12 protein-coding genes are annotated in these 16,464 nt (G+C 59.7%); 7 read left to right on the plus strand and 5 right to left on the minus strand.

Annotated features, from left to right (window positions below):
* Positions 1-30: 30 nt before the first annotated feature.
* The 4 genes from acnA (at position 31) to FW756_RS03920 (ending at position 6,493) form a co-directional block, all read left to right on the plus strand.
* Positions 31-2,700, plus strand: coding sequence for an aconitate hydratase AcnA (gene acnA, locus FW756_RS03905; RefSeq protein WP_446428876.1), 2,670 nt, complete (start codon positions 31-33; stop codon positions 2,698-2,700).
* 257 nt (positions 2,701-2,957) lie between these two features.
* Complete coding sequence (locus FW756_RS03910; protein ID WP_446428877.1) at positions 2,958-3,194, plus strand: Rv0909 family putative TA system antitoxin; 237 nt, start codon at positions 2,958-2,960, stop codon at positions 3,192-3,194.
* A gap of 150 nt (positions 3,195-3,344) precedes the next feature.
* A complete protein-coding gene (dxs, locus tag FW756_RS03915; protein WP_446429204.1) occupies positions 3,345-5,249 on the plus strand; it encodes a 1-deoxy-D-xylulose-5-phosphate synthase in 1,905 nt (634 codons plus the stop codon).
* A 74-nt stretch (positions 5,250-5,323) separates the two neighbouring features.
* The gene (locus tag FW756_RS03920) at positions 5,324-6,493 is read left to right on the plus strand and encodes an acyl-CoA dehydrogenase family protein (RefSeq protein ID WP_446428878.1); all 1,170 of its coding nucleotides are present in this window, start codon (positions 5,324-5,326) and stop codon (positions 6,491-6,493) included.
* A 227-nt stretch (positions 6,494-6,720) separates the two neighbouring features.
* On the opposite strand, the gene FW756_RS03925 is transcribed toward FW756_RS03920, so the two are convergent.
* The 4 genes from FW756_RS03925 to FW756_RS03940 all read right to left on the minus strand — a co-directional run bounded on the left by FW756_RS03925 (position 6,721) and on the right by FW756_RS03940 (position 11,969).
* Complete coding sequence (locus FW756_RS03925; RefSeq protein WP_446428879.1) at positions 6,721-8,853, minus strand: 3-hydroxyacyl-CoA dehydrogenase NAD-binding domain-containing protein; 2,133 nt, start codon at positions 8,851-8,853, stop codon at positions 6,721-6,723.
* 5 nt (positions 8,854-8,858) lie between these two features.
* The gene (locus tag FW756_RS03930) at positions 8,859-10,052 is read right to left on the minus strand and encodes a thiolase family protein (RefSeq protein WP_446428880.1); all 1,194 of its coding nucleotides are present in this window, start codon (positions 10,050-10,052) and stop codon (positions 8,859-8,861) included.
* 125 nt (positions 10,053-10,177) lie between these two features.
* A complete protein-coding gene (locus FW756_RS03935) occupies positions 10,178-11,344 on the minus strand; it encodes an HRDC domain-containing protein (RefSeq protein ID WP_446429205.1) in 1,167 nt (388 codons plus the stop codon).
* Positions 11,345-11,351: 7 nt separating this feature from the next.
* Positions 11,352-11,969 (minus strand): DUF3000 domain-containing protein, encoded by a 618-nt coding sequence (locus FW756_RS03940; RefSeq protein ID WP_446428881.1) that lies wholly within the window; start codon positions 11,967-11,969, stop codon positions 11,352-11,354.
* Positions 11,970-12,051: 82 nt separating this feature from the next.
* On the opposite strand from FW756_RS03940, the gene FW756_RS03945 reads away from it, so the two are divergent.
* The 3 genes from FW756_RS03945 (at position 12,052) to FW756_RS03955 (ending at position 14,970) form a co-directional block, all read left to right on the plus strand.
* Positions 12,052-13,227: an alpha/beta hydrolase gene (locus FW756_RS03945; protein ID WP_446428882.1), complete on the plus strand. Its 1,176-nt coding sequence runs from the start codon at positions 12,052-12,054 to the stop codon at positions 13,225-13,227.
* A gap of 63 nt (positions 13,228-13,290) precedes the next feature.
* Positions 13,291-14,364: a cell division protein ZapE gene (gene zapE / locus FW756_RS03950; protein ID WP_446428883.1), complete on the plus strand. Its 1,074-nt coding sequence runs from the start codon at positions 13,291-13,293 to the stop codon at positions 14,362-14,364.
* Positions 14,365-14,544: 180 nt separating this feature from the next.
* Positions 14,545-14,970 carry a hypothetical protein gene (locus FW756_RS03955; protein WP_446428884.1) on the plus strand — a complete coding sequence of 142 codons (426 nt, stop codon included), beginning with the start codon at positions 14,545-14,547 and terminating at the stop codon, positions 14,968-14,970.
* 28 nt (positions 14,971-14,998) lie between these two features.
* Here FW756_RS03955 and FW756_RS03960 read toward each other — a convergent pair whose 3' ends face one another.
* Positions 14,999-15,787, minus strand: coding sequence for a hypothetical protein (locus FW756_RS03960; protein ID WP_446428885.1), 789 nt, complete (start codon positions 15,785-15,787; stop codon positions 14,999-15,001).
* Between the last annotated feature and the right edge of the window lie 677 nt (positions 15,788-16,464).

Consider the following 16,464-nt stretch of genomic DNA (forward strand, 5'->3'; position numbering starts at 1 on the left):
TCTCGACATCGAGAGACTTTGGGAGGACTCATGGCTTCGGTAAATAGCTTTGGTGCAAAGAGCACCCTCACCGTTGGTGGGAAAGATTACGAAATCTTCAAGATCAACCGGGTTGAGGGTGCAGCACGTCTGCCCTACAGCCTCAAGGTGCTTCTTGAGAACCAGCTTCGCACCGAGGATGGCGCGAATGTGACCGCAGAGCACATCAAGGCGCTCGGCAACTGGGATCCGTCGGCACAGCCTGACACCGAGATTCAGTTCACGCCCGCACGCGTGATCATGCAGGACTTCACGGGTGTTCCCTGTGTGGTTGACCTTGCAACTATGCGTGAAGCTGTCGTGGACCTTGGTGGCAGCCCCGACAAGATCAACCCGCTCGCCCCTGCCGAGCTCGTCATTGACCACTCGGTGATCTCTGATTCGTACGGCAACGCAGCGGCGTTTGAGAAGAACGTTGAGATTGAGTACGTTCGCAACGGTGAGCGCTACCAGTTCCTCCGTTGGGGCCAAGGTGCGTTCGACGAGTTCAAGGTTGTTCCTCCCGGGACTGGCATCGTTCACCAGGTGAACATTGAATACCTCGCGCGAATTACCTTCGCACGCGAGGTCGGCGGCGTTCTCCAGGCCTACCCTGACACCTGCGTCGGTACTGACTCGCACACCACCATGGAGAATGGCCTTGGCGTTCTCGGCTGGGGTGTTGGCGGCATTGAGGCTGAGGCAGCAATGCTGGGCCAGCCGATTTCGATGCTCATTCCGCGTGTTGTCGGCTTCAAGCTCTCGGGACAGATTCCCGCTGGCGTGACCGCAACTGACGTTGTGCTCACCATCACGCAGATGCTCCGTAAGCACGGCGTTGTCGGCAAGTTTGTTGAGTTCTACGGCGAGGGCGTTGGCTCGGTCCCGCTCGCTAACCGTGCAACTATCGGCAACATGAGCCCCGAGTTCGGTTCGACCGCTGCGATGTTCCCCATCGACGATGTCACCCTCGACTACCTCCGCCTGACCGGCCGCACCGAAGAGCAGCTTGAGCTCATCAAGGCGTACAGCCAGGAGCAGGGCATGTGGCACAATCCCGCAGTTGAGCCAGAGTTCAGCGAGTACCTCGAGCTCGACCTCTCAACGGTTGTTGCCTCGATTGCTGGCCCGAAGCGTCCGCAGGACCGCATCGAGCTCACCAGCGCGAAGGAACAGTTCGAGGTTGACCTCAAGAACTACGCTCCCGCTTCGAACCCCGCAACCGTTGTTGACGAGCAGGGTCGCGAGTTCACGATTGATCACGGCGCAGTCAGCCTTGCATCGATTACCTCGTGCACCAACACCTCAAACCCCTCGGTCATGCTCGCAGCCGGTGTGCTCGCGCGCAACGCAAACGCTAAGGGCCTGAAGGCTAAGCCGTGGGTAAAGACCACGCTTGCCCCAGGTTCAAAGGTCGTTACCGACTACTACGAGAAGTCAGGCCTCAAGACTGAGCTCGAAGACCTTGGCTTCTTCCTCGTCGGTTACGGCTGCGTTACCTGCATCGGCAACTCGGGTCCCCTCAACCAGGAGATCTCGAAGGCTGTGAACGACAACGATCTTGCGGTCACTGCAGTTCTCTCGGGCAACCGTAACTTCGAGGGTCGCATTAACCCCGACATTAAGATGAACTACCTCGCGAGCCCTCCGCTCGTCGTTGCGTACGCTCTTGCGGGCTCGATGGACTTCGACTTCGATAACGAGGCGCTCGGCCAGGACGCCGACGGAAATGACGTCTTCCTCCGCGATATTTGGCCTGATCCCGTTGAGGTGCAGCAGATCGCTGACAACTCGATTGACAGCGACATGTTCAACTCGAAGTACGCAACGGTCTTCGATGGTGATAAGCACTGGAACTCACTGCCGACTCCCGACGGCAACACCTTCGCGTGGGACGAGAAGTCGACCTACGTTCGTAAGGCTCCATACTTCGACGGCATGAAGCTCCAGCCTGAGCCTGTCAGCGACATCAAGGGTGCACGCGTTCTTGCAAAGCTTGGCGACTCGGTCACCACTGACCACATCAGCCCTGCTGGCAGCTTCAAGGCAGAGACCCCTGCAGGTCGCTACCTTGTCGAAAACGGCATCGCGCCGAAGGACTTCAACACCTACGGCTCGCGCCGTGGCAACCACGAGGTCATGATTCGCGGTACCTTCGCGAACATTCGTCTGCGCAACCAGCTTCTCGACAACGTCGAGGGTGGCTTCACGCGTGACTTCACTCAGGCTGACGCTCCCAAGTCGTACATTTACGACGCAGCAGAGAACTACCGTGCAGCAGGTATCCCGCTCGTCGTTCTCGGCGGCAAGGAGTACGGTTCGGGCTCGTCGCGTGACTGGGCAGCAAAGGGCACCAGCCTCCTCGGCGTCAAGGCAGTCATCACCGAGAGCTTCGAGCGCATTCACCGCTCGAACCTCATCGGTATGGGCGTCATGCCACTGCAGTTCCCTGCAGGCCAGAACGCCGACACCCTCGGCTTGGATGGCACTGAGACCTTCTCGATCACCGGTATCGAGCAGCTCAACGAGGGCGTTACGCCGAAGACTCTCGCGGTCGAAGCAACCAAGGCTGACGGCTCGGTCGTTTCGTTCGACGCAGTTGTTCGTATTGACACCCCGGGTGAAGCTGAGTACTACCGCAACGGTGGCATTCTGCAGTACGTGCTCCGTTCGCTCGTGTAAATCTTGCTCGTCTGTCCCGGAACCCGCGTAGCTCGTCGTGTTCTGAGGTAGACAGCCAGCATCAGTGCGCCCCGTCCAGGGAACTCCTGGACGGGGCGCACTGATGTGTAGTGGAGCGCTGATAGGTGTGGCTCACTCATTGGTTGGATCCTGTCGCCCGCATGGTGTGGCAATTGGTGCTTGCTGCCCAACAACATTGAGCGCATACTTCAGTGAGTGCCCGAAGTGCTCGGCGCACCACGAGAAAGGATCCACGCATGGCGAACGAAGATCTTGGCAAGCAGGCAGCTGACGCGGCAGAGAAGGCGAAAGCTTTTCTTTCCGAGAACGCTGACAAGGTGAAAGAAGCCCTCAACAGCGAGCAGGCTGAGGCGGTAAGTGACAAAGTGCTTGATGGCCTAGCTGACCTGGCAAACAAGGTTACTGGTGGTGAGCACTCGGCAAAGATCGAAGAAGTGAAGAAAAAGCTTGATGGCTCAATTGGTAATGATTAACTGGTGAGTTCTTGACACATCGGAGGTCTCCTTGCGCGAATCGCGCGGGGAGACCTCCGATGTGTGCCGTGTTCCGATCCACACGTCGCTGGCGGGTAGACTGTGGGGATGCCCGGCGTTCACGTCGGCGAGAGAAGGGACGGGTGGCGAGTGGCGATCCTCGATCAGATCGAAGGCCCTGCAGACCTTGCGTCGTTAAGCGCTGAGCAGTGTGCGCAGCTTGCGGCAGAGATCCGCGAATTCCTCATCAGTGAGGTTGCGAAGACCGGTGGCCACCTCGGCCCAAACCTTGGCGTGGTTGAGCTCACGATCGCGTTACATCGTGTGTTTGAGTCTCCACGTGACCCGATCATCTTTGATACCGGGCACCAAAGCTACGTTCACAAGATCCTCACCGGCCGTAAGGACTTCTCGCAACTCCGTCAGCGTGATGGCCTCGCAGGGTACCCTCAGCGTTCCGAGTCTGATCATGACATCGTCGAGAGCTCTCACGCGTCGAGCTCCCTGAGCTGGGCTGATGGTATTTCACGGGCATTCGCTCGCACCGGGCAACAGAACCGAACCGTCGTTGCGGTCGTTGGTGATGGCGCGCTCACGGGCGGCATGACCTGGGAAGCGCTGAACAACATCACTGACGACAACGAGCGCAATCTCGTCATCGTTGTGAACGACAACGGCCGATCGTACGCGCCAACGATTGGTGGCATGGCGCGTTTCTTGAACTCAGTGCGCAGCCGCGCGACCTATCGCGATCTGCAAGAGGGGAGTGAGCGCCTCTTTGCCCGACTCGGCAAGCCAGGTCGCACGCTCTATCGCGGAACCCGTGGTGCACTGCACGGCTTCCTGAGCCGAGCCAGTGACAACGATCACCTGTATTCGAATCTCGACATTAAGTACTTTGGCCCGGTCGACGGACACGACGAAGCTGGTCTCGAAGCGGTACTCACCCAAGCGCGCGAGTACGGACGCCCTGCGCTCGTGCACGTCATCACTGAGAAGGGTCGCGGCTACGCCCCGGCTGAGAACCACATTGGTGATCAGTTCCACGCAATCGGTCAGTTCGACCGCGACAGTGGCGAGCCGATTTCTCACGGTTCAGCGCGAACCTGGACTTCGGTCTTTGGTGAGAGCATCGTCGACCTCGCTGCGAACAACGAGAAGATCGTCGCGATTACTGCGGCAATGCTTGAACCCGTCGGCCTGGCTCCGATGTCGGAGCGTTTCCCCGACAGGGTCTACGACGTGGGAATTGCGGAGCAGCATGCGGTGACCTCAGCGGCTGGCCTCGCATACGGTGGTCTTCACCCGGTGGTCGCGTTGTACGCCACATTTATGAACCGCGCATTTGACCAGGTATTGATGGACGTCGCGTTGCATCATGCCGGCGTCACCTTTGTGCTTGATCGCTCAGGCATCACCGGCCCGGACGGCGCAAGTCATAATGGCGTGTGGGACCTGGCTATGCTGCAGATCGTTCCAGGCATCCGAATCTCGGCGCCACGCGATGCAGATACGTTGACAGAGTTGCTCGCTGAAGCGACGACCGTTGAAGACGCTCCGACCGTCGTTCGGTATCCCAAGGGCTCTGTCGGGTCTGCGCTCCCCGCGATTCGTCGCACGCCAGACGGCGTGGATGTGTTGCGTGAAGCCAAAGGATCCGCGGACGTCCTGTTCGTGACGGTTGGACCGATGGCTCGTGTGGCGCTCGAGGCAGCTGAGATTCTTGCCCGAGAAGGCATCTCTGCCTCGGTGATTGATCCGCGCTGGGTCGTGCCGGTAGCTGACTCTGTGGTTGAAATGGCCCGGTCGCATCGATTGCTGGTGAGCATTGAGGACGGCATTCGTGTCGGTGGTGTTGGGACGCGGATCCGACAGGCGCTTCGTGATGGCGCCGTCGATACTGCGGTGAGTGAACTGGGCACCCCAGACGAGTTCCCGCCACATGCGACGCGTGATCAGCTGCTCGACGATGCTGGTCTGACCGCAGAACGAATCGCAGCGAACGTCATTGATCAGGTACGCGGAACACGAATTCCCATCGCACGCCCCGAATAAGCGGAGTAGTCTGGCGCTGGTGGCTTGCGCCGCGTGCTCGCCACGTAGACCGTTCATTTCTGAGAGGTGGCACAGTGACCGACCGTGAAGCCCAGCATCGCGAAATCGCTGAACGTTTTCTGCCAGATGAGCTTGTCTCATCGATTCGCGAACGAGCCGGTGAGTATGACCGTGCTAATGAATTTTTCGCTGAGGATCTTGAGGCGCTCCGCGATTCCGGGTACTTAACGACCTTCGTGCCGGAGTCACACGGCGGACCAGGCCTGACACTCAACCAAGTTTCGCGTTTGCAGCAGCGACTCGCGGGAGCGGCACCTGCGACCGCGCTTGGCATCAACATGCACCTCTTGTGCGTTGGTGTCGCGCGTGCGCTCCATGAGCGCGGCGACGATTCTCTCGACTACGTTTTTGCGCAGGCACTTGCTGGCGAAATCTTCGCGTTCGGTATCAGTGAGCCGGGAAATGATTTTGTGCTCGCTGATTCAAAGACCCACGCAGTGCCGACAAATGACGGCGGCTTCGCGCTCACCGGCACGAAAATTTTCACCTCGCTCACGCCCGCATGGACAAAGCTCATCGTGCACGGACGTGATGAATCGGGGGAGGAGCCGCAGCTGGTGTTCGGATTCCTCGATCGGGATGACGAAGGCGTACAGTCGGCCGGGAACTGGGATGTGCTCGGCATGCGAGCATCCCACAGCCGTGCGACACGACTGACGGGCGCGGTGATGCCCGCCGGTCAGGTGATCCGCACGCTCCCTATCGGTCCCACCGCGGACGCACTGGTGTTTGCGATCGCAAGCCACTTCCAACTCCTCGTTGGCTCGGTGTATGCGGGCGTCGCAGCCCGCGCGCTCGAGGTTGCAGCTGTTGGCTTGACGCATCGAAACTCGGCAAAGGCAGAGTCGACGCTCGCCGAGGTTCCTGAGTTTCGGGCGCGGATCGCTGACGCACACATGACCCTGATCCCTGTCGCCGCGCAGCTCGATGCCTACACCCGTGACATCGACGAACTCGTGAATCACGGTGAGCGGTGGCCGCTGCTGCTTGTGCACGCGCGTATCAATGCGGGTGATGTCGCTCGACGTAACGCTGAAGTCGCGCTCGCCTGCGCAGGCGGCGCTGGTTTTAGCGCAATGCATGAGGCGAGTCGCCTCTACCGTGATGCCGCCGCGTCGCTGTTTCACCCGCCAGGGGTTGACGCGGCTCGACCGATGTTTGCGGCAGCGCTACTCGGGGAGTGAGCTGACTCAGGCAGTGAGCCGGCTCGGGGAGTGAATCTGTTCGGGGAGTGCACCGGCTCGGGGAGTGAATCTGTTCGGGGAGTGCACCGGCTCGGCTGGGTTTGCCCAGTTGGCCTTCCCCTAGAAATCGGCCGTCGTCCAGACGAATTCCTGAGAAAACGTCTGGACGACGGCCGATTTGCAGGTGTGGGGAAACTCACTTGTCCCCGCAGCTGAGAACTTCGCAGCTACGCTCCCGCGACGCGCGGCGTATGGAACGCCCCGCCGAAGACCCGCTCACTCGCGCCGACGCGATCGAGGTATGGCGTTGCACCGCCAGCCTGGAAAGGCCAGCCCGCGCCAAGAATGAGGCAGAGGTCGATATCTTCTGCGGCGTGTACGACGCCCTCATCGAGCATGATCTTGATTTCACCAGCGAGTTCGTCTTCGACCCGCTGCAGAATGACGTCCTCGGTCACTGCCGTCTTGCCGAGCGTGAGCGCCTTCTTGCCCGACTTCGAGAGATCCTCGACCTTGCCGATCTTGCTCTTCACGAGCGGATCGGTCACATCAGCAAGCTTGTGGAGATTCTCTGACGCATAGAAACGTTCAGGGAACGCAGCGACCATCGTGTCTTGCACGTGTGCAGCGACCTTCCATCCGACCAGGTCGATGAGTTCGAATGGCCCCATCGGCAACCCGAGGCGAGCGAGCGAACGCTCGACGACGGGCATTGGGGTTCCCTCGTCCAGTGCACGAGCTGCTTCTCCCATGACCTTCGCGAGGAGGCGGTTGACGACGAAGCCAGGGCGATCTGCCGTGATGACTGCGCTCTTACCGAGCTTGCGGGCGACGACCATCGCCGTCGAAAGCGTTGCATCGTTCGTGGTCGGTGTCTTCACCACCTCGATGAGGGGCATGATCGCAACGGGGTTAAAGAAGTGGAATCCGACGAGGCGCTCAGGGTGCGCAAGCTTCGAGCCGATCTCTTCAACCGAAAGGGAAGAAGTATTCGTTGCGATAATCGCCTCGGGGGAGATGTGCGGCTCCACCTCGGCGAAGACCTGCTGCTTGACCGTCAGCTCTTCGAACACTGCCTCGATGACCCAGTCACAGTCGGCAAAATCGACCTTGTCAGTCGTGCCCCGCACGAGCGCCTTGACCTGGTTTGCCTCGTCAGCTGACAGGCGGCCCTTTGCCGCGAGCTTGTCGATCTCGCCTCGAATGTAGTCGAGACCGCGGTCAACGCGCGACTGGTCGAGATCGGTGATGAGCACTGGCACACGCAACTTACGGGCAAAGAGCAGTGCGAACTGGCTGGCCATGAGCCCGGCGCCGATGACACCAACCTTTTGAACCGGACGTGCAAGTGCCTTATCGGGAGCACCCGCAGGACGCTTCGCCCGCTTTTGCACAAGGTCAAAGGCGTAAATCGACGCCGCGAACTGATCGCCAGAAATGAGCTCTGAAAGAGCTGCGTCCTCACGTTCAAATCCGCGTACGCGATCGTTGTCACGGGCAGCTGCGAGAAGATCTAGCGCGACATAGGGTGACTTTGCCGCGGTGCCGATCTTTGCCTTCAGGGTGTCACGCGCGATCTTGATTGCGACGTTCCACTTGGTCAGGCGTTCAAGCTTGCCAGGCGTATTTGGGCGTTCGACCTGAGTCACGCCGGTGATGACCTGATCCGCCCACGCAATCGACTCTTCCAAGAATCGACCCGCGCTGTACATCTGGTCGAAGAGTCCGAGCTCATATGCCTGAGCAGGCTTGAGCATGCGGTTGTTCTTCAACGGGTTTGAGATGACAACCTCGATGGCCTTCTCGATGCCGATGAGGTTTGGAACGAGTGTTGCGCCGCCCCAGCCAGGGATGATGCCGAGGAAAACCTCGGGAAATGCGAGTGCCGCCGCTGAAGAATCAAGCGTGCGGTAATCGCAGTTCAACGCGATCTCCATCGCGCCGCCGAGTGCCAGGCCGTTGACAAAAGCAAATGACGGAACGCCGAGCGAACTGAACTTGCCGAGCACATGGTGGCCAAGCTGCGCCATGAGTAGCGCATTCTCGCGAGTTGCGAGAGTCGAAACCTTCGACAAATCGGCACCTGCCGCGAAGATATAAGGCTTTCCCGTGACCGCAACCGCCTGGATTTCACCCGCGATGGCGCGCTCGCGCTGTGCGTCAAGCACGGCTCCTAGCGCCTGGAGTGTGCGTGGGCCGAGGGTATTCGGGCGTGTGTGATCGCGACCGTTGTCAAGGGTGATGAGTGCGAGCGTCCCGCCAGACGGCAGTTGTACGTCTCGCACGAACGACTCGGTGACCACCTCATCCGCTGAGGCGTTGATGATCGGTGAGAAGTCGATCTTGCTGTAATCAGTCATCGCGCTTACTTACCCTTCTTGCCGTTGTAGTGGGGGTTTTCCCAGATCATTGATCCGCCCTGTCCGAGGCCGACGCACATCGCGGTGAGGCCGAATCGCACCTCGGGTCGCTGCTCGAATTGACGTGCGAGCTGAATCATCAAACGTGTGCCAGAGGCCGCAAGCGGGTGGCCGAATGCGATTGCACCACCCCAAGGGTTGACGCGCGGATCGTCGTCTGTGATTCCAAAGTGATCAGTGAACGAGAGCACCTGCACGGCAAACGCCTCGTTGAGCTCGAAAATGCCGATGTCGTTGATCGAGAGACCGGCCTTCTTCAGCGCCTTCTCTGTCGAGGGAACGGGGCCGAGACCCATTACCTCGGGCTGCACTCCGGCGTACGCAAACGAGACGAGGCGCATCTTGGCGCTCAAGCCGAGTTCTTTCGCGGTGTCGGCGCCAGCAAGGAGCGACATCGTTGCGCCGTCGGTCAGCGGGGATGAAGTGCCAGCGGTGACTCGACCGTGTGGTCGGAACGGGGTCTTCAGTCCAGCGAGACCTTCCATGCTGGTCTCGGGTCGTCGCCCCTCATCCTCAGTTGCCAGACCCCAGCCAGCGGCAGACCGTGTGGCAATCGGAATGAGGTCGGCCTGAATGTCTCCGCGGTCGTATGCGGCCTGCACCTTGTGCTGGCTCAACATGCCAAACCGATCCGCACGTTCCTTGGTGAGCTGGGGGAAGCGATCATGCAGGCGCTCAGCAGTGATGCCCATGTTGAGGGCATCGGGGCTGACAAGCTTTTCCGCAACGAAACGGGGATTCGGGTCTGCGTCGAGACCGAGTGGGTGACGCCCCATGTGCTCGACGCCACCGGCGACAGCGATGTCGTATTGGCCAGCCATGATGGCTGCGCCCATAAAGGACGTCACCGTCATGGCGCCGGCACACATGCGATCGAGCGCAAAGCCCGGAACGGTCTGAGGGAGCCCAGCGAGCATGGCAACCGTGCGGCCAAGTGTCAGGCCCTGATCGCCCTGTTGGGTGGTCGCCGCAATTCCCACATCATCAATGCGATCAAGCGGGAGTTCGGGGTTTCTGGAAACAAGCCCTTGCAGTGCCTTCACCGCGAGGTCGTCCGCGCGCGTTCCCGCGTACATACCCTTTTCACCAGCGCGTCCGAATGGAGTGCGAACTCCGTCTACGAAAACGACTTTTCTCATTGCGGCCACTTTGCCTCCATCAGGTGTTGAATCAGGTCGTGCTTCACATCATAGGAAGCGCGGCCTGGCTCGGTAGAACTCATATGTCCGGTCACGTGAAGTCGTAGCCGGACGCCGTACAAGCTTTAGCCCAAGTCTACAAACGCAGCAGAAATTATTGGTGCGACTCGGGCAATCTGCCAGGGACGCGCGCCAAGCTCAGCAAGTCGTGCCGCAATATTCTCTGGGGTCGGGGGACTCGGAGGATTCCACGCCACGCGTCGCACAAGCGACGGCGTGATGAGGTTCTCAAGCGGCATGTTCTGGGACTCGGCCTCAGCCTCGACACCTGCGCGCGCTGCCGCAAGGCGGACAGCCGCTTCTGGAGCCTTCTGTTCCCAGCTGCGATGATGCGGAATGGCATCGGGATCTCTGGGTCGTGGGCCTGGCACATTGCGGGTGGTCTTTCCAGCGAGAATCGCGTTCCACCACCGATTGAGCTCGGTGCGACTTGCGCGCCCACGGAAGGTTTCGAGCTTTGCGAGCTCGCCCTTCGATCGCGGATTTGCTGCGACTGCCGCGATCAGTGAGGCGTCAGGCACGAGCCTGCCAGGTGCGACATCCTTCTCGCGCGCAAGTCGGTCACGCGCATTCCAGAGCTCGCGTGCAACCGCGAGTTGCCGCGGACCGCGAAGCTTGTTTCCACCCGACAGTTTGCGCCACGGCTCGTCGTTTACCGGCTTTGGTGGCTTCGTACGAACCGCTTCGAACTCCTCATGTGCGATTTGTACCTTGTCGCTGGCCTCAAGCTCGCGGTACACCGCATCGCGAAGATCTGGCAGCACAATAACGTCGAGCGCTGCGTACTCGAGCCATTCGATGGGCAGTGGTCGTGTCGACCAGTCCACTGCCGAGTGCGCTTTCGCGAGCTGAATGTCGAGGAGACGCTCAGTAACAGCTCCGAGGCCGACGCGCTCAAATCCGAGCAGCCGCGAAGCAAGCTCGGTGTCGAACAGCCGGTCGGGCTTCAAGCCCAGCTCGGCGAGGCTCGGAAGATCTTGGTCAGCAGAGTGCAGGATCCACTCTTCGGGATTGATGAGTTCTGCAAGCGGCAGCATCGAGTCGAGCTTCGTCGGATCGAAGATAAAGGTTCCCGATCCGCGCCGAAATACCTGCACCAGAAACGCGCGATTGCTGTAACGAAATCCCGAAGCGCGTTCAGTGTCGATGCCATACGGACCCTCGCCCGCAGCAAGCTGTTCAAGGGCGGAAGCTAGCGACCATTTGTCGCCGACCATCGTCCAACTTGCCAGTTCTGTTTCAGTCACGCCCGCCTGCTCGCATCCGCAGCCGGTGAGCTGCAATCGATTCAATGCCCTCTTGATGAGGGAGCCCTGCCAAGAGGCAGAGCAGTTCTGACCAGGCTTCGGCGTGCACGGCAAAGTTTCCGCCAAGTGGCGTCCACGAAGCCCGCAGCTCAAGGTGAGCGCCATCGCCCTGCCCCTCAAGCGTGCCGAAGCCGCTCGAGAGCACCTTCGTCGCTGTCCCAGAAATAAACGTGTATTCGGCGGATCGCGTATCTAGCGCATCAAGCAGCCAAGACCACGCCACATCAGAGATGAAAGGGTCAACTCCGATTTCAAGTTCGAGTGGTGCCTGCGCGTAACAAATAACGCGGAATTCCCCGCCCCACTCATCCGCAGCATCTGGGTCGTGCAGCAGTACGAGCCGCCCGACACCAAACCCGGATTCGACTGCGGCCGAATCGTCAGTCATGTCCTGCTGTTTCAAGCCACCTGCGAGTGCGAATGACTCGGGTGCAATGCTCTCTGGCGCCGGTGTTTCGCGGATCGCCAGCTCTTCGCGCAGGTGTGCGTGACGCAGCTGTTCAACTGCCTCAGCAAACTTTCGCGAGAAACTTGGGGGTGTTCGGGTCACAGGGGAAGACTAGAGTTTGCTGTGAAAGAGTTCGGATTGCCACGCCGAACGCGTTCGAAACGTTAGAGAGTGGGTCCCAGATATGGGCAATCGCCGCGGAATCATCGCTGGAGCTGTCGCTGCGGGCGTTGTTGGTGCTGTTGCAGTGGGCGGCATCGTTGCCGGCGCAACGGTGTTGGCTCGACGTGCAGTCGAGGGGGAGCGGATCAGTGAGGATCCGCTCGAGGTTGTAAATCTCGGTGAGGCAAACGGTCGTCCAGCGATCGTGCTCAACGGGGTCGGCGCTGGGCTGCGTGGCGACTACACCTTGCTGCTTGAGCAGGACACGATCCGCGCTCGGGTGGGCAAGGTTTTGAAGCGAGAAGCAGGAAACGTCATTCGTGAGCTGCTTGCTGTCGATCGCGGGACCCTTCGCCCTGGATTGCGTGGACGCCTGACTGGTTGGTGGTATGCAGATCCGGCAGAGTTGGGTCTGCGTGTGGAAGAAATTAGCTACCCGACTGAGCTGGGTGATGCTCGCGCCTGGGTGATCCGCCCAAAATTTGCGCGTAAGAAGCGGTGGGCGGTTCACGTACATGGCCGAGGCGCGGAGCCTGTCGAGACGCTGCGTGGTGTCCTCCCGCTCGCACGTGCTGGCATCACGAGCCTCGTCATTACCTACCGCGGCGACGAGGGTGCTCCTGCAAGCGCGAATGATCGGTTCGGGCTCGGAATCTCTGAGTCACGTGATGTCGAAGCAGCGATATCAGAGGCCCGACGCCGTGGAGCCGAACGTGTAACGCTCGTCGGTTGGTCCATGGGCGGTACCGCTTGCGTGCTCGCGACGCTGCGTCGTGCCCACAGGGATGTGATTGATGGAGTCCTGCTCGATTCGCCAGCCCTCGACTGGCCAGACGTACTCCGCGTGCATGCTCGCGCTGCTGGTGCGCCAGCGCCGCTCGCAGATATTGGTCTTGCGCTTCTGCGAAATAACGTTGTGAAGTCCGGTGTTGAAGACGGGCTTGACGCGGGACTCTTGGTACCCGAACGGTTTGCGCCTGACTTGGATGTGCCCGTATTAATTCAAGCGAGCCGGGGCGACGGATATGTGCCAAGTGGAGGAGCAGAACGGCTTGCGAAGTTGCGGCCAGACCTCGTAGAACTGCGCCTGGTAGACAACGCAAAACACGTCAGGCTATGGAATATGGATCGTGACGGCTGGGAGGAAGCAGCTCACCGCTTCGTCTCGACCTTGCCGCGGCCAGCGTTCCGTGGATAGTCGAACAAAGGACGGGATCTAGCAGGTAGGCGACTGTGGCGTGGCGGGACTAGACTGGCAAGGATGTCTGCCAACGAATTGCACAGCACTGCCCGGATCGTAGATCGACGCCCAGCAATCTCAGGTCCTGAGCTTGTTGCCTCTCTCGTTCCGCCCCCGCAGTTCGACCACGCCTCATTCGAGTCTTACCGCCCGGATGACCGCTACCCGTCGCAGGCTGAAGCTCGCGACATGCTTGATGCTTTTGCGAAGCCTGCAACTGCCGCACGCAATGGTGGTGGCGGATTCTTTGGATTTGGCCGGAAGAAGGCTCAAGCTTCTGCAGCGACCGCCGCGCCAGCCAAGCCTGGTATCTACCTCGATGGCGGGTTCGGCGTTGGTAAGACTCACCTGCTCGCTGCGACGTGGCATGCGACAGCCGGGCGTAAGTACTTCGGAACCTTCATCCAGTTCACCGCGCTCGTCGGTGCGCTGGGGTATGAAGGTGCAGTAAACGTGCTGCGTGGTGCAAAACTCATTTGTATCGATGAGTTTGAGCTTGATGATCCGGGCGACACGATGCTCATGACGCGCATGATCGGTGACCTCACCTCATCGGGATCGCGCATCGTTGCAACCTCGAACACGCCGCCAAACGCGCTTGGCGAGGGCCGTTTTGCTGCGGCTGACTTCATGCGCGAGATTCAGGCGATGTCAGACCGATTCACGACGCTTCGTATCGATGGCGTTGATTATCGTCAGCGTGACCTCGAAAGTGACGCAGTGTCGCTCAGCGATGAGGCGTATCAGTTCGCGGTCGCAGACGCCGCAGCATCAGGAAACCGCATGACAGACGACGTCTTCGGTGACCTCATTGAGCACCTCGCAACCGTGCATCCCTCGAGCTACGTTGGATTGCTCGCTGGCGTCGACGCTCTCGGTATCCGAGACGTGCATGAGATCACTGATCAATCCGCTGCACTGCGTTTTGTCGCGTTCATTGACCGCGTGTACGACGCCCAGATTCCGATCAGCGCGACGGGCATTCCGCTCACAAACATCTTTGGTGGCGGGATGATTGACGGCGGATACCGCAAGAAGTATCAGCGCTGCCAGTCGCGACTCAATGCGCTCACTGCGGCGACGATCGAAGCATAACGAGGTTTCACCGTGTGGACTGATCTCGCCCGCAAGGTCCTTGACATTCTCCTGCCGGGGGAGAAACGACGCTCACCTGGGTCGACCTCTAGTTCACCTGGGAGAAAATCCGGTGGGCGCGGATCAGCGAGGCCAAACTCTCGTGCGCGAGCTGACCGTACGAGCGCCTACCAAGACCCCGTGGTTCCCGGGCGCGACGGGGGAGCTGACAGCATCACCCGTGATCTCACACTCGCAGAGAAGCAGTCGCTGCGGTTTGAGTATGCGCCAAATCGCGATGGGGACCCTGACCCTGGAGAAGTCGTCTGGACATGGGTGCCGTACGCAGAAAATGATGGACGAGGCAAAGACCGGCCAGTCCTCATCTTGGGACGAGTGAGTCACACAGCGCTCGCTGGCTGCTACCTCAGTACGAAGCAACACCGTGATTTCATTCCAGTCGGGACTGGCGGATGGGATCCGCAACACCGCCCAAGCTTCCTCTCGCCAGAGCGTCTTCTGCGCGTCACGCACGCTGGCATGCGTCGCGAGGGGCACGAAGTCGACCGAGAAACATTTATTGCGGCAGCTACAGCTGTGGCCCGCACCCACCACTTGCGCGGTTAGTGCGGGCCACAGCGGCCTGCCGTGAAGGCTACATCTTGGTGATGTCACCGCGGTTCGGCGCCTTGATGTCGGTGTCTTCGCCCCACTTGCTGTAATCAAGGGTGGAAACGCCAGTACCGAGGTCCATGACGATTCGGCGAGGGAGATCATCGGGTCCGACGAAGAGCTTGTACTCAACGCTCTTGCCGAGTGCAAGAAGTTCCTCTGGGCCGAGTGCTTCGATCTGGCCGGTACTCGTGAGCAGCTTCTCTGGGTCAAGTGCGAGCGTGTACTCAGTCGTCTTTACGCCATCGATCTCTTCTTCGCCGCCTGACTTTGTGAGCGACTGCAGCGCGGTCTCAAACGCAGCGAACTGTGCCGCTGGATCTGTCTGCGCGGTGAGATCGTCGATATTCAATACGCCAGACTGATCTTCAGATACCTCTACCCACTTGTTTGACGTGAGCTCGCCGAGTGACATGTAGACCTTGCCCTTGATGAGTTTGAGTTCGGCCTTGGTTGAGGTCTTCTCGTCAACTGGCATATCCATGATCATGTGCATGCGCAGGTCTTTTGCACTCTCAGAGAACTCCATGTCGGCGCTTGCCGTGATCGCGGATCCCTGACCTTCAATCTTGGTCTCTAAGTGCGCTGAGCCTGCACGCAGCTGTGCGGCACTGATCCGCGTGACGAAATTGTCAGCGGTGAGCTCAGTGCCAATTTCCGCCTCAGAGACCGTGTCAGCAGGGCTCGTGCCGGCGCCAGAGCAGCCGGTCAGGGTGAGGCCTGCAACGAGGGCGAGAGATGCGAACACCGTGCGTTTCTTGAAAGAAGCCATAGGCGTCAGTGTATTGGTGCGGGGTGGGGAGGCGCTGTGTGCATGGGGAGGGTGTCGTGAGTCAACAACGGTGGCGAGCAAATCACCTCGCTGGGCGGGGCAGTCCTCTGCGGAAACGTGACAGAGCTGGTCAATTTGCGTGTGTTAAGACTGTGCAGCCTAGGTTCCTAGTGTGAAGCTTTTATACCTCATTGCGCTAATTTTCGTTCTGTTCTTTGCCGGATCTGCAGTTTCTTCTTGGTCCGCTTCGGAGGTTGCGCCTACAGAAGAGGAATCGCTCATTGTGACTTCGAGACGTATCGCGCGAGAGGTGAGCGGTCGAGGGCTCTACATTCCAATCAGTTGCTACTCAAAATACGATTGGCCACACCCGTCTTCACTTTCGGGTCGACGCACTGTGAACGCACATTTGCGTGTCTATTGCAGAGGAACAGATGCCCACCTTGTCAAGATCACTGTGAGGTCTCGAATGACAACGATTGGTCGTGGAGGTCTCCAGAGCGTGCGTACCGGCAGGAAAAGTGTGACAGTCGGGGGAGAAATGCCTTGTGCTGTCAAAACGTTGAGGTACCAGGCTCGTGGCTCATACAGGATTGTGATGCCGTCGGGGTACAGGCCTGCTGTACATTCGAATGTTCGCAGTAGTACTCCGAAGTATTTGAAACACAGTAGAACCG

This window comes from Leucobacter sp. 1207-22, from assembly GCF_052850455.1.